The sequence below is a fragment of the Sporosarcina cascadiensis genome, assembly GCF_009650995.1.
Taxonomy (GTDB): domain Bacteria; phylum Bacillota; class Bacilli; order Bacillales_A; family Planococcaceae; genus Sporosarcina; species Sporosarcina cascadiensis.
This window is the reverse complement of the sequence record NZ_WHVV01000002.1, coordinates 34,602-58,141: the sequence shown is the minus strand read 5'-3', so window position 1 is coordinate 58,141 and position 23,540 is coordinate 34,602. Positions and strand designations below refer to the sequence as shown.

Annotated in this window: 23 protein-coding genes; 2 read left to right on the top strand and 21 right to left on the bottom strand. The window is 49.9% G+C overall.

All coding sequences use genetic code 11. The features are described 5' to 3' along the window. Positions 1-68: 68 nt before the first annotated feature. The 3 genes from GDZ68_RS18385 to GDZ68_RS02570 form a co-directional block, all read right to left on the bottom strand. Positions 69-122, bottom strand: a complete 54-nt coding sequence (locus GDZ68_RS18385; protein WP_408020114.1) for a CRISPR-associated DxTHG motif protein — start codon at positions 120-122, stop codon at positions 69-71. A gap of 114 nt (positions 123-236) precedes the next feature. Then, positions 237-2,090 (bottom strand): hypothetical protein, encoded by a 1,854-nt coding sequence (locus GDZ68_RS02575; protein WP_153720729.1) that lies wholly within the window; start codon positions 2,088-2,090, stop codon positions 237-239. A gap of 71 nt (positions 2,091-2,161) precedes the next feature. Continuing rightward, positions 2,162-3,664 (bottom strand): DHA2 family efflux MFS transporter permease subunit, encoded by a 1,503-nt coding sequence (locus tag GDZ68_RS02570; protein ID WP_153720728.1) that lies wholly within the window; start codon positions 3,662-3,664, stop codon positions 2,162-2,164. Positions 3,665-3,840: 176 nt separating this feature from the next. Between GDZ68_RS02570 and GDZ68_RS02565 the strand changes: the two genes are divergently transcribed. Beyond that, positions 3,841-4,725 (top strand): TetR/AcrR family transcriptional regulator, encoded by an 885-nt coding sequence (locus GDZ68_RS02565; RefSeq protein ID WP_153720727.1) that lies wholly within the window; start codon positions 3,841-3,843, stop codon positions 4,723-4,725. A gap of 173 nt (positions 4,726-4,898) precedes the next feature. Here GDZ68_RS02565 and GDZ68_RS02560 read toward each other — a convergent pair whose 3' ends face one another. From GDZ68_RS02560 to GDZ68_RS02530, 7 genes are read right to left on the bottom strand one after another with little or no spacing between them, the layout of a single operon-like run. Next, positions 4,899-5,861: a 2-hydroxyacid dehydrogenase gene (locus tag GDZ68_RS02560; protein WP_153720726.1), complete on the bottom strand. Its 963-nt coding sequence runs from the start codon at positions 5,859-5,861 to the stop codon at positions 4,899-4,901. Positions 5,862-5,874: 13 nt separating this feature from the next. Next, positions 5,875-6,900, bottom strand: a complete 1,026-nt coding sequence (gene moaA, locus GDZ68_RS02555) for a GTP 3',8-cyclase MoaA (protein WP_194841033.1) — start codon at positions 6,898-6,900, stop codon at positions 5,875-5,877. Beyond that, the gene (gene mobA, locus GDZ68_RS02550) at positions 6,897-7,499 is read right to left on the bottom strand and encodes a molybdenum cofactor guanylyltransferase (RefSeq protein ID WP_153720724.1); all 603 of its coding nucleotides are present in this window, start codon (positions 7,497-7,499) and stop codon (positions 6,897-6,899) included. The genes moaA and mobA overlap by 4 nt, the downstream gene beginning before the upstream one ends. Continuing rightward, a complete protein-coding gene (gene moaD / locus GDZ68_RS02545; RefSeq protein ID WP_153720723.1) occupies positions 7,466-7,699 on the bottom strand; it encodes a molybdopterin converting factor subunit 1 in 234 nt (77 codons plus the stop codon). Before moaD ends, mobA begins: the two co-directional genes overlap by 34 nt. Continuing rightward, positions 7,696-8,142 carry a molybdenum cofactor biosynthesis protein MoaE gene (locus tag GDZ68_RS02540; protein ID WP_153720722.1) on the bottom strand — a complete coding sequence of 149 codons (447 nt, stop codon included), beginning with the start codon at positions 8,140-8,142 and terminating at the stop codon, positions 7,696-7,698. The genes moaD and GDZ68_RS02540 overlap by 4 nt, the downstream gene beginning before the upstream one ends. Further along, on the bottom strand, positions 8,139-8,615 hold the full coding sequence (gene mobB / locus GDZ68_RS02535; protein ID WP_153720721.1) for a molybdopterin-guanine dinucleotide biosynthesis protein B: 477 nt from the start codon (positions 8,613-8,615) through the stop codon (positions 8,139-8,141). Before mobB ends, GDZ68_RS02540 begins: the two co-directional genes overlap by 4 nt. Then, positions 8,612-9,868 (bottom strand): molybdopterin molybdotransferase MoeA, encoded by a 1,257-nt coding sequence (locus GDZ68_RS02530; protein ID WP_153720720.1) that lies wholly within the window; start codon positions 9,866-9,868, stop codon positions 8,612-8,614. Before GDZ68_RS02530 ends, mobB begins: the two co-directional genes overlap by 4 nt. 64 nt (positions 9,869-9,932) lie before the next feature. On the opposite strand from GDZ68_RS02530, the gene moaC reads away from it, so the two are divergent. Continuing rightward, on the top strand, positions 9,933-10,424 hold the full coding sequence (gene moaC / locus GDZ68_RS02525; RefSeq protein ID WP_153720719.1) for a cyclic pyranopterin monophosphate synthase MoaC: 492 nt from the start codon (positions 9,933-9,935) through the stop codon (positions 10,422-10,424). A gap of 251 nt (positions 10,425-10,675) precedes the next feature. On the opposite strand, the gene GDZ68_RS02520 is transcribed toward moaC, so the two are convergent. The 11 genes from GDZ68_RS02520 to GDZ68_RS02470 are packed head-to-tail and all read right to left on the bottom strand — an operon-like array spanning position 10,676 to position 23,117. Continuing rightward, on the bottom strand, positions 10,676-11,197 hold the full coding sequence (locus GDZ68_RS02520) for a MogA/MoaB family molybdenum cofactor biosynthesis protein (protein WP_153720718.1): 522 nt from the start codon (positions 11,195-11,197) through the stop codon (positions 10,676-10,678). Between the two features lie 12 nt (positions 11,198-11,209). Then, a complete protein-coding gene (locus tag GDZ68_RS02515) occupies positions 11,210-12,229 on the bottom strand; it encodes a ThiF family adenylyltransferase (protein ID WP_153720717.1) in 1,020 nt (339 codons plus the stop codon). 42 nt (positions 12,230-12,271) lie between these two features. Continuing rightward, on the bottom strand, positions 12,272-13,786 hold the full coding sequence (locus GDZ68_RS02510; RefSeq protein ID WP_153720716.1) for a nitrate/nitrite transporter: 1,515 nt from the start codon (positions 13,784-13,786) through the stop codon (positions 12,272-12,274). A 56-nt stretch (positions 13,787-13,842) separates the two neighbouring features. Further along, positions 13,843-14,373: a hemerythrin domain-containing protein gene (locus GDZ68_RS02505; RefSeq protein ID WP_153720715.1), complete on the bottom strand. Its 531-nt coding sequence runs from the start codon at positions 14,371-14,373 to the stop codon at positions 13,843-13,845. Positions 14,374-14,389: 16 nt separating this feature from the next. Then, positions 14,390-15,040 carry a response regulator gene (locus tag GDZ68_RS02500; protein ID WP_153720714.1) on the bottom strand — a complete coding sequence of 217 codons (651 nt, stop codon included), beginning with the start codon at positions 15,038-15,040 and terminating at the stop codon, positions 14,390-14,392. Then, positions 15,021-16,103 carry a sensor histidine kinase gene (locus tag GDZ68_RS02495; protein WP_153720713.1) on the bottom strand — a complete coding sequence of 361 codons (1,083 nt, stop codon included), beginning with the start codon at positions 16,101-16,103 and terminating at the stop codon, positions 15,021-15,023. The genes GDZ68_RS02500 and GDZ68_RS02495 overlap by 20 nt, the downstream gene beginning before the upstream one ends. Next, positions 16,084-16,563 (bottom strand): GAF domain-containing protein, encoded by a 480-nt coding sequence (locus GDZ68_RS02490; RefSeq protein WP_153720712.1) that lies wholly within the window; start codon positions 16,561-16,563, stop codon positions 16,084-16,086. The genes GDZ68_RS02495 and GDZ68_RS02490 overlap by 20 nt, the downstream gene beginning before the upstream one ends. Before the next feature lie 29 nt (positions 16,564-16,592). Next, on the bottom strand, positions 16,593-17,288 hold the full coding sequence (narI, locus tag GDZ68_RS02485; protein ID WP_153720711.1) for a respiratory nitrate reductase subunit gamma: 696 nt from the start codon (positions 17,286-17,288) through the stop codon (positions 16,593-16,595). Continuing rightward, positions 17,281-17,850, bottom strand: coding sequence for a nitrate reductase molybdenum cofactor assembly chaperone (gene narJ, locus GDZ68_RS02480; RefSeq protein WP_153720710.1), 570 nt, complete (start codon positions 17,848-17,850; stop codon positions 17,281-17,283). The genes narI and narJ overlap by 8 nt, the downstream gene beginning before the upstream one ends. Continuing rightward, entirely contained in the window at positions 17,843-19,453 is a 1,611-nt protein-coding gene (gene narH / locus GDZ68_RS02475) for a nitrate reductase subunit beta (protein ID WP_153720709.1), read from the bottom strand. Before narH ends, narJ begins: the two co-directional genes overlap by 8 nt. After that, entirely contained in the window at positions 19,443-23,117 is a 3,675-nt protein-coding gene (locus GDZ68_RS02470) for a nitrate reductase subunit alpha (protein ID WP_153720708.1), read from the bottom strand. Before GDZ68_RS02470 ends, narH begins: the two co-directional genes overlap by 11 nt. Positions 23,118-23,540: the final 423 nt, after the last annotated feature.

Sequence of the window (23,540 nt, the reverse complement as noted above, 5' to 3'; positions counted from 1 at the left end):
TCCTGATCTGTATCGTTTTCACTGTTGCCCTATATAAGAACTGTTCGACAATATACTATGCTATTCCTTTAAAGCGTCAGGTATTCCAATGATCTGAAGGAATGAGTAATGTCACTGAACACACTTCGGCGCTTACGGATAGCTTAAGGCATTAGATTATTCTCCCGCGTTGGCAATGCATAAAAAAACCACTACAGCCCGTCAATTACATGACAAACTGCGGTGGCTATAATTACTTACATCAAAAACCAAATATACTGTGCTTCATCCGGAGAGCCCGGCTTCACTTCAGCTGCTCGCGGATACGGCATCTTCTCTGCAGACGTATGAATCAGCGCGCCGACATAAGGATTCGCCTGCTCCGCTTTGACAAACAGTTCCGCACTCATTTCACTCGCACCCTGAGACTTTTCCATCTCGATCAGCCATGCTAAATACAAATAAGCTGCATCATGCTCTGAAATCTCCGCACACGCAGCCAGCACTTGCTCAGCCTGCTTGATTTCATTCTGATAAATCAGCGATGAAATGGCCAGATAGCGCACACTCTGGTGATCGTGCAGATCGCTGGTCAGCGCAATGAGGAGGATTTCACTTGATTCGCCGTAGCGTTCCTGACCATACAGCCAAACACCATAAGTCAGTAAAGCGCGCAAATACGGACGGTTCGTAACGAATGCCCACGTGTCTTCTGCACGATCGTCAAACTGTTTCTCGCCGGAGAATATAGCCTGTTTCAGCAGCTTGTCCTGTTCTTCTTCAGAATCGGTCATCTCCGCACGAAGCAATAATGCGTCGACGTTCGTCGGATCCGCGCCGTACGCCATCTCGGCGAAGTCTGTGCGCTGTTCCGGTGTCTCCGCATGATAGGCCATGTAGCAGAGCATCTGGGATTCCTGCTGACGATTTTCCGGCTCGAACGGCTTCTGCACCGCCTGCTGGATATAGGCTTGCGCTTCCTCCATCGTATCGAAATTCTGATTTGCAGAAAGCATATGGATCTGCCAGCTTGTCTGCTCGTCGGGACGCGGATCAGTTCCAATATAGTAAGGGGCACCTGAGCCGTTGCCCTGCGCCATCATTTCTTCCAACTCGCCGATTTTGCCATACAGCGCATCGGTATGTTTTTTGAATGAAGAAACGGAAACTCCGAATAGGTTGGCAACTCCGCCCTGAGTATAGGTTTCCTGCATCATGCTGACATCAGAAGCCAGCTGGAACGCAGCAGCCGCGAGCACTTCAGGCTTGCGGAATTTCGGCTGTTTTTCCACGAAGTAATAGGCCATCAAGGAAAGTAGCATTTCATAAGCACCAGGCAGCAATTCGACATCTTCCAGCTGCGCATCCAAAATCTCGACCACTTCCTGCTGAAGCGGCGTGAAGTTCTGTTCCACGACTTCCGACAGTGTCTGTGCATCGAGCTTGCAGACAAACTCGTAAATATCGAGCAGATAGTCTTTAAAGAATTCAAAACTATTTTGTTCCTCGCTGCTTTCTGCTAGACTGCGGACTTGTTTCACCAATTCATCACTCATATGTTTATTGACGGCAACCGCTGAAATCGGCATAACCCAGCGCTCGTCATTGCGCCATTCTTCCAGCACGATCGCGAGAACTACACGGACATCTTCCGGCTCGCCGGCTTCCCTCGCCAGCCTATATTCCCCTTCACCGAGGATTTCTTTCATATGATAGACCTGCTCGTCGGATGAAGTCACTTCAGCAAATGTGACGAATGAATTCTGCCAGCTCTTCAGTATATTTCGAACCGCTTTATTCTGCGTACGGTTCAGTGCTTTCACCAAGTGGCGGCGCCAAAGATCTCTGCGAACAACGAAGAAATAATAATCGCTGACATTCGACATTAATTCCTCTTGTTCCATCCACTCACCAAGCCGCTGATTCCACTCCGCTAAAATTCCCTGCAATTCTTGAACCTCTCCAGGCGGTAAAGCTGTTTCATAATACTGGTTAAGGACATTCCGCAATTCCAGCTGAATTTGATTCGTGCCCGGTTCGTTTGTCCTGCCGCAGCAATTCTGCACGATTTCCCCGCTGCCGCATGGACAGTTCTCTTTATTTCCTATCACATCGAACACAACCTTTTTCTTTTTATCATAACATAAAAAAAAGAGGCTCCGCATTACACGGAACCTCATATTCAGGACTTGAATTTCTCGCTGACTTCTTCGGAAGGTTCAAATTTCGGCGGAACGACACGTTTAATGAACAGTGCCAGTACCAGAGCTCCTACCGTAATGAGCGTAGAGATAAAGAAGGCGTGGTTGATGCCGTCGAGCATCGCCATCCGGCCAATCTCCTCTTTCATTGATGAAACATCGACGCCCGAAGCCATCAAATCCTGCGCCTGGGCAGCTGCTGATTTATCCAGCCGGTTGGTCATGATGGTCAACAATATCGCGGAGCCGATCGCGCCGGACACTTGCTGCAATGTATTGTTCATTGCAGTACCGTGCGGATTGGATTTCATCGGCAGTGAATTCATACCGTTCGTCATGATCGGCATCGTCACCATAGAAAGACCGAACATCCGGATCGTATAGAGCATCATCAAATAATAATAACCCGAATCAAGCTCCAGACGGCTGAGGAAATAGGTCGTGACCGCGGCAATTGTCAGTCCGGTATAAGCAAGCGCACGCGGACCGTATTTATCGAATAATTTACCGGTAATCGGCGACATGACACCCATCGCGATTGCACCCGGCAGCATGAGCAGTCCTGCATGGAATGGTGATATTCCGCGGACGTTCTGTACGTACAGCGGTGTCAGAATCATCCCCGAGAACATGGCGACAGACAGCACGACAGAAATAATAGAAGCCAGTGCGAACATCGGATGCTTGTAAATCCTGACATCCAGCAGCGGTTCTTTCATACGCAGCTGTTTTAACACAAAGATAATGAGCGATACTGTACCGACTGCAATGGTTCCATACACTTCAAGTGTGCCCCAGCCTTTGTCACCGGCAGAACTGAAACCGTAAAGCAGACTTCCGAAACCGATACTGGATAGAATTAAAGAAGTTACATCCAGTTTCACATCCCGGTTCGGCGTAATGTTCTTCATTTTAAACAGTGCAAACACGATCGTGATCAGCGCAATCGGCAAGACGATGATAAACAGCATCCGCCACGAATAGTGCTCCACTACCCAGCCGGATAATGTAGGGCCGATTGCCGGTGCGGTAAACATGACCAGACCGAACATACCGAGTGCTGCACCACGCTTCTCAATCGGAAACGCAGTCAGCATGACATTCATCAAGAGCGGCATCATCAATGCAGAACCTGAAGCTTGAATCATACGCGCGACGATGAGCAGACTGAATGTCGGTGCGACAATCGCTAAGAATGTACCTAATGAAAACAGTACCATCGCTGTCAGGAATATCTTTTTATTCGTAAACTTCGTAATAAAAAATGCGCTTGCCGGAATTAAAATCCCGTTCACAAGCATAAAACCTGTCGTCAGCCATTGAACATCTGACGGGCGAATCGAAAATTCATTCATAATGACGGGCAGTGCAATATTGAGCAATGTGTTGTTCAAGATGGCGACAAAGGCCCCAATGAACAAAATCGCAATAACCCCGTATGGAGGGTTTGCATGTAATTTCTTAATATCTAATGTCTCTTCCATTTCATCCTCCTGTATTTCCCGATAAATAGTAACAGAGATTTATTTTATACCGTTAGTCTAATTAATTCAACCAATAAACTTATAAAAATTAAAAACGTTGATATTACAAGGTTAATTGTTTACTATTAGCAGTATACCGACAGTACAAAATAAGTTACAGATACAGGTGGGAATTAATGAACGATCGAAAAAAGCATGTTTTGCATACTGCTAAGCAACTGTTCATCAAGAACGGTTTTCAGGCGACGTCCATTCAAGATATTTTGGATGAAGCCCATATATCAAAAGGAACATTCTATAACTACTTCTCTTCGAAAAATGAATGCCTGATGGCGATTTTGCGCGACGCCTACCATTTATCGTTCCTGCGCAGGAATGAACTCGCGATCGGTCAAGACTTATCCGATCCGCAGCTTCTTTCGGATCAGATCCATATCCGGCTGACAATGAACCGGGAGCAAAACCTATTGCCTTTATTTGAAACTGTCGTTCATTCGCCAGACGATGAACTGCGGCAATTTGTCAAACAAATGCACTACCGGGAACTTGCCTGGATTGCGAAACGGCTCGCTGATATTTATGGGAATCAGGTGAAGCCGTATGCGTATGATTGTGCGTCGCTGATTTTCGCCTTCATTCAGCATTCATTGAACGTCTGGAAGAGTTCCACGCCTGAACAGCTTGATACAAAACATCTCATCGACTTTGTCATGCAGCGAATGAAAGTCGTCATCCCGGACATCATCGACAAGGATGAACATTTCCTGTCACAAGGCCTGATCGAGACGATTCTAAAAGGCGCGGAGCATTACCCGATGACCCAGGAAGTGCTCATCGGGAAACTGCGGGAATTCATCGGGCAACTGCCTGACGGCGAGAGTGCAAGTAAATTATACAGTCAGTTCCTGCTCGACGAACTGTCGGCAGATGCGCCGCGGATCTATTTGCTGGAATCTGTTGTCCGTTCGTTCCGCCAGTCATTTGAAGGTACGGATTTTCAGCTGCAGGCAGTGGAGCTGTCGGCTGCAGTCTGGCTGTTTATCGATAAGACAGAATGCTGAAAAGCTGTCCGGGGCATGTCTCCGGACAGCTTTTTTACGTTCTGATTCCAATGAAAAGTACGGACGCGCGCCAATCCGCCGCCGCAACGCACCAATCGCGCGTGACCGGGACCGGCCGCAAATAAAAAAGGGGCTGTCCGCGGTGACGTCCCGGACAGCCCTGCTTTCTCTAGTTACCACACTCGATGATTCGGTTCTTCGCCATTCGCCGATGCAAGCAGCGCCTGCTGATTCAGCTTCATCATCGCCAAACGTGTCGGCAGGCTCGCACTGCCGATATGCGGCAATACCGTCACATTCGGCAGCGTCAGCAATGGATTGTCGAGCGGAACAGGCTCTGTCTCGAAGACATCCAGGCCTGCTGCATGAATCCGTTTCGTCTGCAGTGCTTCGAACAGCGCCTCTTCGTCCACAATGCCTCCGCGTGCGACGTTGATCAGAATTCCTGTTTCTTTCATTTGACCGAGCTGTTCCCTGCCGATCAATCCTCTCGTTTCCTCACTGAAAGGCACGAGTACCAGCACGAAATCAGATTGAGCCAGCAAGTCAGGAAGTTCGGCATAGCGGCAGCCGTACATATCTTCCATTTCCGACTTTCTGCTGCGATTATGGTACAGGACATTCATGTCGAAGCCCTTTGCCCGTCGCAGCACCGCTTCACCAATCCGGCCCATGCCGATGATGCCGAGCGTTGCGCCGTAGACATCCATCCCGGTAAAACCAAGCGGCTCCCATGAAGTCCACTTGCCGCCACGCAATGCATGTTCCGCACCCATCAGGTCCCGGGCTGTCGCCATCAATAAGGCAAATGCCAGGTCCGCCGTCGTTTCCGTCAGCACATCGGGTGTATTCGTGACGATCACGCCTCTTTCATTCGCTGCTTTCACGTCGATATTATTGTAGCCGACCGCCATATTCGAGATGATTTTCAAGTTAGGCGAAGCATTGAATACCTCTTCGTCGATCTGATCAGAAATCATCGTCCATAATGCATGCGCAGACGCCGCTTTTTCCAGCAGTACATCACGCGGCACCGCTTCACTTGCAGAAGGCCACATATCCACTTCATAGACATCACGGAGCGGAGCCACAATCTCTTCCGGCATTTCCCGGCAAATAAACAATACAGGTTTCACAGACATTTCCTCCTCAGCCGCCGATATAGTTCATATTGATTTTCTTGCGGTTCTTTACTGTCTGTTCCGAGCGCTCGTCTGAATAGCGATCTTTTCTGCCTCTCCAAACGTCCGCGATGGCTTCAAACAACTCTTCATCCGTTTTGCCCGAACGGATCAATTCCCGTATGTCAAACCCGTCCGACGCGAATAAACACGTATAGAGTCTGCCTTCAGAAGACAGCCGGGAACGCGTGCATGTCGAGCAGAACGATTCCGAAACGGACGTGATGAAGCCGACTTGCGCGCCGACATCGGAATCCAGGTAGCGATAGCGTTTTGCCACTTCGCCGTAATACTCTTCTTCCGCCGGTTCCATGTCATAGACGGACGACAGCATGTCATAGATTTCCTTCTTCGTCACGACTTTATCGAAGCTCCAGCCGTTGTCATTGCCGACATCCATGAACTCGATGTAGCGAAGCGTGATGCCGAGATCCTTGAAATAGGCCGCCATCGGCAGAATTTCGCTTTCATTGACTCCTTTTTGTACGACCATATTCACTTTGATTGCAAAACCAATGTCTTTTGCCTTTTTAATGTTTTTCAGAACGAGATCAGGCGTGATGCCGCGTCCGTTGATCCGGCCGAATAATTCGGGATCCAGCGCGTCCAGGCTAATGTTCAGGCGCCGCAGCCCCGCATCATACAGCGGCTGCGCATATTGTCCGAGCAGCACCGCGTTCGTTGTCAGTCCGATGTCTTCGATTCCCTCGATGTCATGAAGCTTGCGGATCAGCTCCGGCAAATTCCGGCGCATCAGCGGTTCGCCGCCTGTCAATCGAAGCTTCTTCACACCCAGCTTTGCGAAAATACGCGCCAGACGTTCCAATTCCTCGAATGAAAGCAGCTGATCTTTTGCCAAAAATAAATAATCATCTCCAAAAATTTCTTTCGGCATACAATACGTACAGCGGAAATTACAGCGGTCTGTCACTGAAATCCGCAAATCCCGAATCGGCCGTCCGAGCTGATCGACGATGGCATCCATCTGCCTCATCTCCTTTCCAATTCACATGGCGTATTGACATTTTTAAATACAAGTTCAGGCTGTTCCGTCAGCAGTCCGCCCTCAATCCACTGCCCTCCAAGCTGAGCCTGGGCGTGCATGACCCGGCGGTTGCCTTCATTCAACGCCTGACGTATGGCCGGTTTCGCCGCCGCTTGCCAGACAGAAACCAACGGATGGCGTTTGCCTTCCACCGTTACTGCCGAAACATCTCCCTGATGCTTGTTGAGGAGCCGGCCGATTACCTGCTCTTCCATAAACGGCATATCGCAGGGCAGCACGGCGTAACGTTCCGCTTCGACAGCTTCCATACCGGAAAGTATGCCTGCCAACGGCCCCATTCCCGCATACCTTTCCAGATCCGTCGTCAAATGAATTTCATTCGGCAGTTTCTCCAGGAATTCAGAGCGCGTCACTACTACGATTTCTTCGCAAAAAGGCTGCAATGCCTGAAGCGAATACTGATAGAAAGGCTGTCCCTGATAATCAGCAAATGCTTTCGGAGAACCGAATCTTCGCGACTGGCCCCCCGCAAGCAGAATGCCGGCCGTCTGCTTCATCCCCCGCTCACCGGCGGAATGAACGCGCACACATCACCCGCTTGAATAACATCTTCTTTTCTCGCGTATTCTTCATTCACCGCGACATGAATCGTGTCTCTGCCAAAACCCGGATACGTCGTTTCCGCCCAATCCAGAAGTTCACCGACCGTTAAAGGAGCGCGTTCCAATGATTCCTCTCCCTTACCCGTCAACTCCCGCAATCTTGCAAAATAATGAACTGTAATCACTGTAACCCGCTCCCTTTCTCTGGATATTTCTTCTGTGCGCCGATCCACTCTTCGCCGTCTTCCCAGATTTCCTTCTTCCAGATCGGCACGACTTCCTTGATCTGCTCAATTGCATATTCATTCGCTTCGTATGCTTCTTTTCTGTGCGGAGAAGACACGGCAATGACTACTGCGATATCGGAAATCTTCAATTCACCGATTCTATGCGCCATCGCAACGCGGACACCGGGCCACTTCGCTTCCATTTCCGCGCCGATTTCCGCCAGTTTCTTCTCTGCCATCGGAATATATGCTTCATATGCCAGATACAGCGTCCGGACTCCGTGCGTCCACTCCCGCACATGCCCTGTAAAGACCGTCACCGCGCCGGCGGCAGGATGCAGGACAAAGTCGCTGTACCTCTGCGTATTGATCGGCTGATCCGTAATTTCATACTGTTTCATTTGCCCCCGCCTCCCTGCACCCAGTCCAGAATCCATTCATCCAATGAGGAAATATCCGCGAAAATATCTTCTGTATACGCTTTACGGATGATGCCCTGCAGCTGCTTCAAATCTTCCCAATCGCCTTCATTGCGCAGAAGCACAATCTTTTCTCCAACTTCCTGCTTATAGCCTTCTATCAATAAAACATCCGGCTGATTTGACGCCGTCAATGTCTTTAGCTCTTCAAATGACTGATATTTCTGTTGAATCAATTGTATCATATTTCCGCCTGCCACGAGGGTCGAGACGGCCCCGGCTTCCAGAAACTGCACCGTATCCGTATGAACAGGCGGCAGTTCAGGCGCTCCTCCATGTCCATGATGTTTCAGCACTGCAACTTCAAGCCCCTCACTCCGAAGCACGGTAATCCAGTGGGAAATCAGCGCTGTCTTGCCGCTGTTCTTGAACCCTGTCACATGCAGCGTCTTCATAATTCCCAGCGCTCCGTCCCTTGTTCCGTCCCGAGCAGCAAGACATCGACCTGCGTGCCTTTCTCATAGCCCCTCGTTCCGCTCGGCAGCACGATGATGCAGTTGCCGCGCGCAATCGAAGATACTGCACTCGATTTATTGAAACCTGCAGGGGTCGCCGTAATTCCCTGAGGCGTCATGTCCCATGATGCCCGAATGAAACGGGTGAAAGGATTTGGCTTCTCGAAATCCTCTCCGAGAACTGCCTGAATGCGCGGCAAGTAAGGAGCGGTACAGCCCATCATCGAAAGAATTGCCGGTCGCGTAAACAACTCGAAACCGCTGAAGCATGCAGACGGATTGCCCGAAAGTCCGAACAGCAATTTGTCGCCGAGCACTGCCACAGTCGTTACACTTCCGGGGCGCATCGCTACTTTATTGAATAAAACTTCCGCACCGAGACGCTCGTAAATCGCAGGCAAATAATCATAATCACCGACCGAAACACCGCCTGTCGTGATGAGCAGATCCGTTTCTTTCAGCGCATGTTCCACGATTTCCATACATGCATCCAAGTCGTCTTCCATCATGCCGTACGCTTTCGATTCAATGCCCATCCGTGTCAGCTGCGCATGGATCATCGGCCCGTTCGAGTTTCGGATCTTGCCGGGTACGAGTTCATCGGAAACATCGAGCAATTCTGTGCCTGTTGACAGCACGCCTGCCACCGGCTGTTTGGCGACTTTCACTTCTGAATAGCCGAACGTCGCAAGCAAAGCGATCGTTCCGGGGTGGATGACGGTTCCCGCTTCAATCAGCTGCTCACCTTTTTTTGCATCTTCGCCCTGCCGCGAGATATTCTCCCCCGCTTCAAACGGTTTGCGCAGTGTGAAGCCCGTTTCATTCTCCACGGTCTGCTCGAGCATAACGACCGCATTCGCCTGCTCCGGAATAATTGCGCCTGTCATGATGCGGTACGATTCACCCGCCTCAACTGCACGGTCCGCCACATGTCCGGCACCGATTTCACCGATTACTCGAAATGCTTTGCGTTTTTCACCGGATGCACCCGCCGAGTCCGCCGCACGAATTGCGAAACCGTCATAAGGTGAGCGGTCAAAAGGCGGCACGTCATGCTTTGCGATAATCGGCTCCGCCAGCACTCTGCCATACGTTTCTTCTAACGGAAGGATTTCCGTCCCGAGCTTATGTACGTGGGCCATGACGCGCTCCACGGCTTCCGCCACTTGAATAGGCTTTCGAATTTCTACCACTTACATCTCCTCTTTCTTTTGTTATACTAACGAGTACAATGAATGAAACGAAAGGATGAATTGTATGTCCGAACTGACTCACTTCAATGAACAGGGCCGCGCGAAAATGGTCGATGTATCCGATAAATCCGTGACATTGCGCACCGCAGTCGCCAAGTCTTCGATCATCGTCAACGAATCGATCCATGAACAGATTACTCACGGCACGAATAAAAAAGGGGACGTCTTCGCGGTTGCTCAAGTCGCAGCCATCATGGCCGCGAAAAATACCGCAACGATCATTCCGATGTGCCACCCGCTGCCGCTGACCGGCGTGGATGTCCGGTTTGATTGGAAAATTGATGTAGCACAGCCGCATTACGAAGTGCTGATCGAAGCAGAAGTGAAAACGAAAGGCGTCACAGGTGTCGAAATGGAAGCCCTGACAGCCGCTTCAGCCGCTGCGCTGACGATTTACGATATGTGCAAAGCCGCCGGCAAAGAGATGATCATCGGTCCGACCATGCTGCAGACAAAAACCGGTGGCAAAAACGGGGATTACGAACGCGCAGACTGAGTTCTGCGTGTTTTTTATTTATTTGAGCAGGGCGGCTCGGCGGAACGAGCCAAACATGCTGCCGACCGCGCCAATCCGCTATCCACACGAACCATTCCTGCTGCCGCATGATCATAAACCCTGCCCAACCGCTCATAGCGAACCGGCAACCGCTCATTCAGTCCGCGCCAGCGCTCATAACGACTCCATATCCGCTCATACCCTGCGCTCACGTGATCATTCACCCCGTCCAACCGCTCATACGCCGCCATTCAGCCTTCCAAATGCTTCGTCAATTCATGCACAATATGCGGAAGCTCGGGCAAAATCAGTTTATCCATTGCGAGCGTCACAGCTTTTGAGGAACCCGGCAGCAAAAACACCGCCTGCTCGCCGACTGTCCCCGCAGCTGCGCGGCTCAGCAAAGCTTTCGAACCAACATCTTCCGTATAGCTCAGAAAACGGAACAGCTCGCCAAAACCGTCCAGCGGCTTCGTGAAATACGGCGTCACCATTTCCACCGTTACATCCCGCGCACCAATGCCCGTGCCGCCCGTGAAAATCATTGCCTGAATTGCCGGATCCAACAGCCAGTCCGACAGCTGACGCACGATATGCTCGCCTTCATCGAGACAGATGCCGTGTTCCTGTACGCGATGCCCGGCGTCTTCCAGCTTCTCCCGGATAATTTTTCCGCTCTTATCATCTGCTTCCGTCCGTGTGTCGCTGATCGTCAATACTGCCACCGCAATGGACTTCCTGCGTGCTTCCTGCGGCAAATGAGACTCTTCCATTTCAACTGCCCCCTAACCGAATAATGAATGATAGATTTTGCGGCCCGCCTGCATATTTTTCAACCCGTGAATCAGCAGGCGTCCGTTGCCGAATAAAATACAGCGGTACCCTTCCGCATGAAACTCCACGAAAAACGGCGTCTCGCGATAGGGCGTCTGCAGCTGCTGTGCCACCCGCACGCCGTCAGCCACTGTCAATTCCCGGCTCGCATCCGGAATGATCTGTACCGTATCGCGTCCGCAGAGCACAGCATACTGCGTACCCGACTGCTGATGCAGCGCAGGATACACCGGATGGTTCCCGCATGTTTCACAATCCGGGTTCTTCATTCGGCTGATTCCCGCCTCAACAGATGTATTGTTCCACACATCAAAATGCAGGAGCTTCGTGCGCATGGCTGCTTCATTTCCAGTCAGCCATTTTAACGCTTCCGCACTTTGATGCGCCGAAGAAATCTGGACAGCAGGCGCAATCACCCCTACTGTATCACATGTTTCATTGACCGCCGGCAACACCGGCAGTAAACAGCGGAAACAAGGAGTCCTCCCAGGAATAAAAGGAAAGACGCTGCCGGAACTTCCGACAACGGCTCCATAAATCCATGGAATCTCCATCTTCCAGGAGACATCGTTGATCAGCAGGCGCGTTTCGAAGTTATCAGTCGCATCGATCAGCAGATCAGCGCCGGCTGCCATCTCTTCCAGCAACGGTCCGTCTACGTGGTCAAGCACAGTACGGATTTCCACATCACCGCGGACCGAAAGCAAGCGCTGTTTTCCAGCGACTACTTTCGGAACACTGTTGTCCGCATCTGCTTCCGTGAACAGTTGCTGGCGCTGCAGATTGGATGATTCGACATAATCTCGGTCTGCAAGCGTTATTTTACCGATCCCCGCACGCACGAGCGTTTCAGAAACCGCAGAACCGAGCGCGCCGCAGCCGATGATGACGGCGTGTGACTCCGAAAGTTTCTGCTGGCCAGGCACTCCGATCGGCTGAAACAGCGTTTGTCTTGAGTAACGATTTTCCACTTCATCTACTTCCTTTCATTCAACCAGAAACGAAGGCATCGGTTATGGTAACCGATTGCCTTCTGTTGTTACGGGGCTGATATCGCTGAATGATCCAACATAACGGACCACATCGCCTGTGCCGTCTTTCACCGCACTGATGGATAAAAACTCCAGATATTCTTCGCCGTTTTTCTTCTTATTCCAAATTTCACCTTGCCATTCACCATGCTCGGCGATTTGACTCCACATCTCGTCGTAATAGGCTTTGTCATGGCGTCCGGAACTAAGGATACTTGGACTTTTACCGAGCACTTCTTCCTCACTGTAACCCGTCAGGCTGGTAAATGCCGGATTGACCGTAACGATCTCGTCATTTTTATTGGTTACCAGGATTCCCTGTCCTGTAGAGTCGAACACCTCTTTTGACAGGCTGACACGATCCATATAATAGAGCCAGACAACCAGCACGAGACTCACAAGCGACACTTGGGAGAATGCCATGAAGCCGATTGAATAGGAACCTGTCATCGAGAAGATTGTTGCGAGCAATAACGGAGGGAAGAATCCGCCCAGGCCGCCCATCATCGAAACAATCCCGTTCACTGTTCCCGCCTGCTTGCTGAAATAAAGCGGAACCAGTTTAAAGATGACGCCGTTTCCAATACCTGCTGCTGCAGCGATGATAATACTGCCGACTGTATACAGCGCAATATCCGGAGAAAACGCCAGAATAATTGAAGCGAATGTCAAACCGGCAAAACAGCCCATCAGCAGGAACAATGGCTGGAATTTATCCCCGAGCCATCCGCCTACAGGTCTCAATAACGTGGCAACCACGATGAAACCGGCAGTCCGCAGCCCCGCGTCCACTTTCTCAAGTCCAAAGTAATTGACCAGAAAGTTCGGCAGGAATATGGTGAACGCCACGAATGAACCGAATGTAATGAAATAGAATAAAGAGAAGAACCATAGTTTCTCATTCTTGTAGACACCTTTTATTTGCTCGACAATCGGCGCCTTTACTTTTTTCTCCTGGCGGTCACCGAAGAAGAAATTCAGTGCGATAAACACCAGCAGCAAAATCAAATACATCTTAACAGTCAGTGACCAGCCGAATTTCATGGCCAGTACCGGTGCGGAGAACGTCGTAATGGCTGTTCCGATATTCCCCATTCCGTAAATCCCATTGACCAGACCATGCTTTTCTTTCGGATAGTATTTCGGAAGCGAAGTAACACCCACCGAGAAAATCGCGCCACCCACCCCAAGCAATGTACCGCCGATCAACAGTCCTGTCACTGTCGATGTTTCACTTATGTAGTAGACAGGAAATAAAAGCACGATGAAACTGACGAAAAACATGACGCGCGCGCCATAGACATTCGCATAATAACCGAGCGGAATACGCAAAATCGAACCAAGTACTACTGGAATTGCTGTAATGATGGCCACGCGTTCAGGCGGGATCGAGATGTCTTCACTGATAAACGGCAGCAATGAAGAAATAAGCACCCAAACCATGAAACCGACAACTAGATTCGCCGTCTGTAACGGCAACTGGATCTTTTGTGTCATAGGAATCCATCCATTCTGAAGTTAGTTACATTACTATGTTTCTCTATCACTCTTTCTTACTCTGGCAAAATCGATGTATACATTTGCTCGAACAAGTCATCCTGCTCTTTCGCCCGCAGGACATTTATGACCATCGGAAAAATCACATTCTCTTCCTTAACGAAATGAATCATGATGACTTCGAACGCTTCGCCCGCGTCTTTCACGACGTCCTGCATCATCTCTAAGCTGAATGACGACAGATCGCCTCTCGTATGATGGAGGAAATGTCCGATATACGCATCGATTTCATCATGTTCTTCCTGCACCGCCTGGACCGGTCCCTGATCGCTGCCGACATATTGTGCCAGCATCGGAAACAGATACGTTTCTTCCTTTTCCGTATGGTTTTTCAACGGTTCAATGAATGCGACGACCATCTTGCGCAATTGCTTCAGCGCAGCCAGCCCTTCTTCACGGGAATACAGCTCTTTTTCAAAATTCAGCACAATCGCATGCCATTGGTTCATTTCATGCATCAGGAATTGATGTTCATTTTCCAGAACACGCAAGACCGGCAATGTATGGGTAAACCCCGGATTAACCATCTCACTTCGCCTCCCGTCAGAAATTCAAGAACTTCTTGCGCAGCGCATATTCGACCAGTTCCGGACGGTTCTTCAATTGAAGTTTATCCATCAACTTCGCCTTATGCGCTTCTACTGTCTTCACTGAAATATAAAGCATTTCTGCAATTTCTTTATTTCCGTACCCTTTCGCAACAAGCGGCAAAATTTCAATTTCCCGTTTGGATAAAATCTTGAACGGATCATCTTCGTTTTTTGCTCTGGGTCCTTTTTGGACAAACTCCCGAATAAGCGACGTCGCCATCGAAGGATGTACATAGGTGCCGCCCTCATACACTTCACGAAGCGCACTGATCAGCTCTTCATCCGGCGCATTTTTTAAAATATACCCGGAGGCACCATTCTTCAAAACATGGAACATATACTCTTCATCATCATACATTGTTAAAATCACAATTTTCGTCTCAGGAAAATCTTCGTGTATTTTACCTGTCGCAATCAATCCGCTCTGACCGGGCGGCATGCTTAAATCCAGCAAAATGATGTCAGGCCGGTGCTTGGCAACCAGTTCATATGCTTCCAATCCATCCGCCGCGGTCGCTACGACTTCCATATCCTCTTGATAATTCAAGATATGCATAAATCCGGTCCGGACGACTGCATGGTCATCAGCTATTATGATTCTCACTCGCTGCCCGCCCCTTTCCTGCTGGAATTTCTACTTGAATTTTGGTCCCTTCATCTGCACGGGAAACAATCGTTATATTCCCGCCGACCAGTTCCACGCGTTCCTTCATTCCGAAAAGACCGAGTCCTGTTCCTTGAGGGGCAAAATCATTGACGTCAAAGCCTACTCCTTCGTCCTCTATCTCCAATTGCAAAATCCCCTGCTCGTCTTTCAAGGTCAGGAACACTTCTTCCACTTCCGCATATTTCATGGCATTCAGCATAGCTTCCTGCCCGATCCGGTAGATGACGGTTTCAATTTCCCCTTCATAGCGTTTCTGCTTCAGATCGGAACTCAAATGCACGATCAGACCGTAATTTTTCTCCAGCCCTTTTATATGGGTGCGAAAAGCTGCTTCAAGTCCAAAATCATCCAAAACCGCCGGACGCAATTCAACGGATAAATGTCGGATTTCATCCAATAAACGCATCAAGGAACCTTCTGTCTGACGCAGTTTTTCCAGTGCCTTGTCATTGACATCCATATACTTCAGGACGCGCAAATCGACGAGCGAACTGAGCATTTCCTGCGCCACACTGTCATGCAGTTCCCGGGAGATGCGCTTGCGTTCATTTTCCTGCGCCTGAATCACCTGCTGCATCCGCATCTTCTGATTCAGCACTTCCGCTGTCTGTGTCTGGCGTGTTAAGTTGCGCAGCATCAATACAGAAGTCCCCTGCGCTTCATCAATCACTTGATAGGTTGCGCTGAAAGGCTGCAGACCAAGATCTTTTGTCTCCAGAAACAGCTGGAATGAAGTCAGTGTCTCCTGAGGCTTCGACATGAAACAGGAAACACAGGTCATCTGCTCGTCTTCACTTGTAAATCCCCGGCAGGTCAGACAAATGGAGTTTGCTTCCCCTTCGAGCATTTTTTCGTAAATTTCCGGTTCGACGATCTCTTTGGCGGCTTCATTCATCGACAGGATCTCACCGTTTGCCGCAAAAAAGAACATCGCTTCTGTTGTGCGCTCATATAGTTTCTGCAGCAAATCTGTTAGGTTTTCACTGTTCGATAATGTCATCTTTCATTCGCTCCTTATGATAAAACGGTCCGAATTGCGAACCGACAGCCTGCTTGAAGTGTTCAAATCTTTCTGCAGTCATCTTCTTCGATTCGCGGTACCCGACCAGCAGCACGCCCTGTACATGATCCTCCTGGAATAAAGGAATGGCGCCGAAACTCTTCAGCTTTTCGAAAATGAGAATGGGATAATTGTAAAGATCTTTCGCCTCTACATGTTCACTCACATCATTCACCATCATCGGCTTACCTGTTTTAAAAACCAGTCCCGCAATCCCTTTTCCTGACGTAAGGACAATTCTCCGATAGCTCAAACTCAAGTTTCCAGTGACATAACGCCACTTCAGCTCATGCCGGTACTTGCTGAAATCCACGAGCGCCAGTCCAATGAAGTCTGCTTTCAGCGTCTCCTTCAGCTGTTCAATCGCCGAATGAAAATGAAAATTCTGTTGTCCGTTCATAGCACGCTCTCCTATTATTCATCATTCGCTCATCGAGGTGTATGTTTCGTCGGCTGATGTTTTCTATATAGAATATAACTTCTGCCTACATAATTCAACGGTACACTCCATACATGGACGAGACGAGTAAACGGCCACATCGCGAAAATGAGGAATCCTGTCAGAATATGCAGTTTAAACGCTATAGGGACCGCTGACATAAAGGCAGCTTCCGGCTGGAAAATGAGCAGCGAGCGGAACCAGACGGAAATCGTTGCACGGTAATCAAACCCCGGCGTCATCGTGTTCGTGATCAGTGAACTGTAGACACCGATGAAAACAATGAACAACAGCAAAGAATTGACAATCAGATCCGAATTGGATGAAAGCTTACGGACATTTGATTTCGTGAACCGGCGTGCCGTCAGGATAATCATTCCGGCCAGCGTGACAACTCCGAAGAATCCGCCGCCCCATACTGCGCCGATATGATACATATGGTCACTGACGCCCATTGCACGAGTCCATTCTCTCGGAATCCCGAGACCCGCGACGTGACCCAGAATTACAGGAAATATTCCAATATGGAACAGCAGACTGCCGATCATCAATTGCTTTTTCTCAATGAATTCACTTGACTTGGCTGTCCAGCCGAACTGATCGTTCCGATAACGGAAAATATGGCCTACAATAAATACTGCAATACAGATATAAGGAAAAATGACCCAGAGAAATTGACTAGTCATTGGTTGGAACCTCCCGTTGAATGCACGATTTACAAGTTTCCCGCAGTGCCCGAACTAAATGAAAATAAGGGCTTTCATACTTTTCCAGCGCTTTCATCAAAGAATAGCTGCCGTCTTCCATAACCGCCAGCAGCATGGAAAAACTCTGCTGCGCCCGCGGATCCCCCTTCCATTCCGCTGCGTAAATAAATTCACACATCAATGGAAGCAGATCAGACAGTTCCTCGTCCGGCATCTCTAACCCGAACATTTCATACAGCACTTTCAGCCGTGCCAGCATTTGCCCGCGCTCTTTAGAATCCTCAAATTTCACGAAAGTCATAAAGAGTGTCGCGTCTTTCTGAAAATCAAATGTATAGGTGTACAGCTCCTGAATATCGTCGAGACTGTACGTCTGCATCGCCCGCCAGTACGTTTGAAGATCTTCGTAACCCGCTGCATCAGCGGGTACGAATTCCTCCCAGACTGACGGATGAAACGTCAGTTTTTCTGGGTAGTTCAGTTGATTCGAGAAAAAACCGAAAATCTGTTTCTTTTCATATAGAAGATCAAGATTAATCACGCCAGATCCCCCCATAGAAATTCTCTTCATAAATTTCTTTGCCTGTCTTCACAGAAGCTCCCGGAGTTACTGGTCCGCAGCCGTCACAACCTCCATCCGAGCCCATGACTGAATAGGAATACGGGTTTTGTGCCGGTGCCTGTTCGCCGTACGTACCCATGCCGTCATAACCGGCAGATCCCTGCGAACGGTAGACGTTCATCTGGCCTTCCTTATGGGACGTCGGGATCACAAAGCGGTCTTCATACTTCGCAATCGCAAGCAGGCGGTACATGGCTTTCGTCTGTGAAGCGGTCAGGCCGACACGCTCCAGTTTTGATTCATCGAACTCTTTGCCGGAAGAAACCGCACGCATGTAAGAACGCATCATCGCCATACGCTGCAGGCCTCCTTTCACCGTTTCCACGTCTCCTGCCGTCAGCATATTCGCCAGGTACTGAAGCGGTATACGCATTTCTTCGATCGCCGGGAAAATCATATCCGGATTCTTGATGGAGTCTTTCCCTTCAAAATAGTTCATGATCGGGCTGAGCGGCGGTACATACCAAACCATTGGGAGTGTACGGTATTCCGGATGAAGCGGGAATGCCAGCTTATATTCAACAGCCAGTTTATAGACCGGAGAACTTTGCGCTGCCTGAATCCAATCTTCGGAAATACCATCTTTGATCGCCTGCTCCATGACGTCCGGATCGTTCGGATCAAGGAACAGATCAAGCTGTGCCTGATATAAATCTTTCGGGTCCGGTGTAGACGCCGCTTCCTGCACACGGTCTGCGTCGTACAGCAAAACGCCCAGATAGCGAATTCGGCCTGTACATGTTTCGGAACAGACGGTAGGAAGTCCAGACTCGACACGCGGGAAACAGAATGTGCATTTCTCCGCTTTATTCGTCTTCCAGTTGAAGTAGACTTTTTTGTAAGGACAGCCTGTCATGCAGTAACGCCAGCCGCGGCAAGCTTCCTGGTCAACCAGCACGATACCGTCTTCATCGCGCTTATACATTGCGCCTGAAGGACAGGATGCAACACAGCTCGGGTTCAGGCAGTGTTCACAAAGTCTAGGCAAGTACATCATAAATGCCTGTTCAAAATTAAATTTGATTTCTTCTTCGATCTTCTCGATATTCGGGTCAGTCGGGCCTGTGATGTGAGCACCTGCCAGCTGATCTTCCCAGTTCGGACCCCATTCCGGATCCATGTATTCGCCCGTAACGACAGATTTCGCACGCGCAACCGGCGTATGCTTCTGATCCGGCGCAGCTGTCAGTTTCTCGTAGTCATACGTCCAAGGCTCATAGTAATCTTTCATTTCCGGCATATCCGGATTGTAGAAGATCTTCCCGAGTGCGATCTTGGAAAGCTTCGAGCCGGATTTCAGCTCAAGTTTCCCTTTCCGCAGCTGCCATCCGCCTTTATAGACTTCCTGGTCTTCCCAGCGTTTCGGATAGCCGATCCCCGGTTTCGTCTCTACGTTGTTGAACCACATATATTCCGCACCTTCACGGTTCGTCCATGTCGTTTTACATGTCACACTGCACGTATGACACCCGATACACTTGTCTAAGTTCATCACCATTGCAACCTGCGCTTTAATTTTCAAGCCAGTTGACCTCCTTCATCTTGCGGACCGCGACATACACATCTCGCTGATTTCCGATAGGTCCGTAGTAGTTGAATCCATAACTGAGCTGAGCATAGCCGCCTACCATTTGAGTCGGCTTCATATGAATACGCGTCGGTGCATTGTGACTTCCTCCGCGCTGCTCGGTAATTTCCGAGCCCGGCATTTGAATGTGCTTATCCTGTGCGTGATACATGAACATCGTACCTTTAGGCATCCGGTGACTGACAACAGCGCGCGCATTGACGACACCGTTGCGGTTATAGACCTCGAGCCAGGCGTTATCGTCGATTCCGTGCTCCTCGGCGTCCAGATTTGAAATCCATACCGTAGGACCTCCGCGGAATAATGTCAGCATATGCTGATTATCCTGATAAGTGGAGTGGATGTTCCACTTGCCGTGCGGCGTCAGATAACGCAAAACGAGCGTATCCTGACCTCCGACAATCTCCTTATCACGATCCGCGAACACCATCGGCGGCAGTGTCGGTTTATAGACAGGCAGTGCTTCCCCGAATCCAAGGAAAAATTCATGATCCAAATAAAAATGCTGTCTGCCCGTCAATGTCCGGAACGGAACCAGCCGTTCGATATTCGTCGTGAACGGCGAGTAGCGGCGTCCGAGTTTATTCGAACCGCTGAAGACCGGCGTCGGAATGACTTCACGCGGCTGCGCGGTGATGTTCGCGAATGTGAAGCGCTCGGCTGCACGGTCGGCTGAAATATCCTTCAGCTCGACTCCCGTGTCTGCTTCCGCTGCTTCAAATGCCCGCTGTGACACACGTCCGTTTGTGGCGGAAGACAGAGTCAGCATCGTTTCTGCCGCGTGCTTCGCCGTAAACAGTTTCGGCAGGCCATTTTTAATCGTGTCATCTTCATAGACGCCGTTGATGCCTTTCATCATTTCATACTCTTCGGCAACCGAGAAGCTGACTCCGTGCGCGCCGGTTTTCCCTGTCGACAATAAAGGCCCGAGCGTAATGTACTTATCGTAGATCTTCGTGAAGTCACGTTCGACAATCGTCATACCCGGCATGGTTTTGCCCGGAATTGCTTCGATTTCGCCTTTACTCCAGTCCTTCACTTCACCGAACGGCTGGGCAATCTCCTGAATCGAATCATGCGCAAGCGGTGATGTTACCAAATCTTTGTAGACGCCCGGCAAATGAATTTTCGCCAGTTCTGAGAATGTTTCAGCGATTGACCGGTAAATATCCCAGTCCGAACGCGATTCCCACAGCGGATTGACCGCAGGATTGAACGGGTGGACGAACGGGTGCATGTCTGTGGAAGAAAGATCCACTTTTTCGTACCATGTCGCTGCCGGCAAGACGATATCCGCATACAGCGGCGTGGCCGTCATCCGGAAATCCAGTGCCACCATCAGATCCAGCTTTCCTTCCACTTCATCACGCCAGACCATCTCTTCCGGCTTCATGTCTTCATTCGGGCTGGCCAGCAAGCCGTCGGATGCTCCAAGCAAATGCTTCATGAAGTATTCCTGTCCTTTTGCTGAACTCGAGATCAGATTGGAACGCCAGATAAAGAGCGACCGCGGGAAGTTTTCCGGAGCGCCCGGGTCTTCTGCCGCAAATTGTAATTCGCCGGACTTCAGCTGATCGACAACATGACTGACGACTTCACTCGTTTCCGTCTTGCCAAGCTTCGCCGCGTCTTCCACGAGCTTCAGGCTGTTCTGGTTGAACTGCGGGTATGACGGCAGCCAGCCAAGTCTTGCTGCCAGTATGTTGTAATCCGCCGGATGCTGGTATCTCGCCTCTCCGCCAAGCGGGGACATGAGTGTGTCAGCGCCGGCCTCTTCATATTTCCACTGATCCGTTGCAAAGTAGAAGAACGAAGTCGCGTTCTGCAGACGCGGCGGGCCCTGCCAGTCTTTCGCGAAGGCAATCGTACTCCAGCCTTCGATCGGGCGGCATTTCTCCTGGCCGACATAATGCGCCCAGCCTCCGCCGTTCACTCCCTGTGATGCAGTCAATGTGACTAAGTTCAGGATTGCGCGGTAAATTGTATCACTGTTAAACCAGTGATTGATCCCCGCCCCCATGATGATCATCGAACGTCCGCCGGTATCGATGGCGTTCTGGGCGAATTCCATTGCAATTTGCGTAACCAGTTCAGGCTTCACATTCGTGATTGATTCCTGCCAGGCCGGAGTATAAATAGAAGTAACATCATCATATCCAGTCGCCTCCAGCTCGCTGTCGATCCGGTTGACTCCGTATTGACTCAGCATGACATCATATGTCGTCGTCACCAGACGCTCGCTTCCGTCCGCAAACTGTACTTTCATTGCAGGAATCGGACGTTTGAATGTGCCGTTGCCCCGCTGATCAAAGTAAGGGAAATGAATTTCCTTCCATTCTGCTGCATGTTTTTCGACAGAAAGAGCCGGCTCGACACGTGTGCCGTCTTCATTGTCCAGCTTCAAATTCCACTTGACGTCTTTCTCCCAGCGCTGTCCCATCGTCCCATTCGGCACAATGATTTCATCTTTCGCTTCATCTAACAGCACCGGTTTCCAATCTGCGTGTTCCGACTGCTGGCCCAGATCACTTGCTCTGAGGAATCGTCCGGCTTTATATGAATCTTCATGCGGGTCTAATAGAATTAAAAACGGCATATCTGTGTACTGTTTGGCATAGTTTAAGAAGGTTGGCTCTTTGCGCTTCTCATAGAACTCGTCCAAGATTACGTGAGTCATTGCCTGCGCAACCGCTGCATCGGTTCCTGGATTTGCCGCGATCCAGTCATCTGCATGTGTGACACTTTCCGCATAATCCGGTGCCACGGAAACTACTTTCGTTCCTTTATAGCGTACTTCAGTCATAAAGTGCGCATCGGGCGTTCTCGTCAAAGGAACATTCGAACCCCACATGATGATATAACCGGCATTGAACCAGTCACTCGATTCAGGAACATCCGTCTGCTCGCCCCAAATCTGCGGAGAAGATGGCGGAAGATCCGCGTACCAGTCATAGAAGCTCAGCATTTCGCCGCCCAGTAATGAAATGAAACGCGCACCGGATGCGTAGCTGACCATCGACATCGCGGGAATAGGGGTAAACCCTGCCACGCGGTCGGGACCATATTTCTGCACCGTATAAATCAGCTGCGCCGCGATCAGCATCGTCGCATCACGCCAATGAATGCGGACATGCCCGCCTTTACCGCGTGCACTTTTGTATTCTTTCGTTTTTGCGGGATCTTCGACAATCGCAGTCCAGGCTGCAACAGGATCTTGCTTTTCCTGAAGTGCTTCGTTCCACATGCGCCACAGTTTCCCTCTTATATATGGATATTTGACGCGAAGCGGGCTGTATTCATACCAGGAAAATGATGCACCGCGCGGACAGCCGCGCGGTTCGAATTCCGGCATGTCGGGACCGCAGGATGGATAATCGATCTGCTGATTTTCCCATGTGATGATGCCGTTCTTGACGAACACTTTCCAGCTGCAGGAGCCTGTACAGTTTACGCCGTGTGTTGTACGCACCACTTTGTCATGCGACCAGCGCTGGCGATACATGTTTTCCCAGTCACGGTTCTTTTCTTCAAGCACCGACCAATTCCCAGAGTAACTTTCAACAGGTTTAAAATAATTCAGTCCAAATCTCTTTTTCATCGAACATTTCCACTCCTTCTCAGAATGTCGCTTCAAATGAACACAGACATATTCATCAACTTACCCTAAAATAAACTAATTAATCGGAATTAAACTAAGGGTATTCCCTAGTTTTGTTTTTATCACGTAAGACTTATGTCATGAAATCTAGTACTCTGCTATCTACTTCTTAAGTATACGCCGTTTCCCGGCAAACTCTATTAGGGTTTTCCCTTTTCTCCCGTCAAAACACCCTGCTTTGTGTTGCTTCATTCAGTTTGTTTGCGTGAAAGTGCGGGTGAGTAGAGGGAGACCGTTTCCCTGCGTTCCAGGCGGACGCGTTCTGGAGGGCCCGCGGTGAGCCGACTTGGTCGCAAGCTCCCGCAAGTCGTCTCACCTGTCGGGCTAATCCTCCCAGAGTCGCCGCCTTCCACTCCGGTACAC

Coding starts and splice junctions, on each gene's coding strand:
- GDZ68_RS02570 (WP_153720728.1), bottom strand. CDS start 3,664: ATGGAAGAGACATTAGATATTAAGAAATTACATGCAAACCCTCCATAC.
- GDZ68_RS02565 (WP_153720727.1), top strand. CDS start 3,841: ATGAACGATCGAAAAAAGCATGTTTTGCATACTGCTAAGCAACTGTTC.
- moaA (WP_194841033.1), bottom strand. CDS start 6,900: ATGAGGCAGATGGATGCCATCGTCGATCAGCTCGGACGGCCGATTCGG.
- GDZ68_RS02540 (WP_153720722.1), bottom strand. CDS start 8,142: ATGAAACAGTATGAAATTACGGATCAGCCGATCAATACGCAGAGGTAC.
- mobB (WP_153720721.1), bottom strand. CDS start 8,615: ATGAAGACGCTGCATGTGACAGGGTTCAAGAACAGCGGCAAGACAGCG.
- moaC (WP_153720719.1), top strand. CDS start 9,933: ATGTCCGAACTGACTCACTTCAATGAACAGGGCCGCGCGAAAATGGTC.
- GDZ68_RS02520 (WP_153720718.1), bottom strand. CDS start 11,197: ATGGAAGAGTCTCATTTGCCGCAGGAAGCACGCAGGAAGTCCATTGCG.
- GDZ68_RS02510 (WP_153720716.1), bottom strand. CDS start 13,786: ATGACACAAAAGATCCAGTTGCCGTTACAGACGGCGAATCTAGTTGTC.
- GDZ68_RS02505 (WP_153720715.1), bottom strand. CDS start 14,373: ATGGTTAATCCGGGGTTTACCCATACATTGCCGGTCTTGCGTGTTCTG.
- GDZ68_RS02495 (WP_153720713.1), bottom strand. CDS start 16,103: ATGACATTATCGAACAGTGAAAACCTAACAGATTTGCTGCAGAAACTA.
- GDZ68_RS02490 (WP_153720712.1), bottom strand. CDS start 16,563: ATGAACGGACAACAGAATTTTCATTTTCATTCGGCGATTGAACAGCTG.
- narI (WP_153720711.1), bottom strand. CDS start 17,288: ATGACTAGTCAATTTCTCTGGGTCATTTTTCCTTATATCTGTATTGCA.
- GDZ68_RS02470 (WP_153720708.1), bottom strand. CDS start 23,117: ATGAAAAAGAGATTTGGACTGAATTATTTTAAACCTGTTGAAAGTTAC.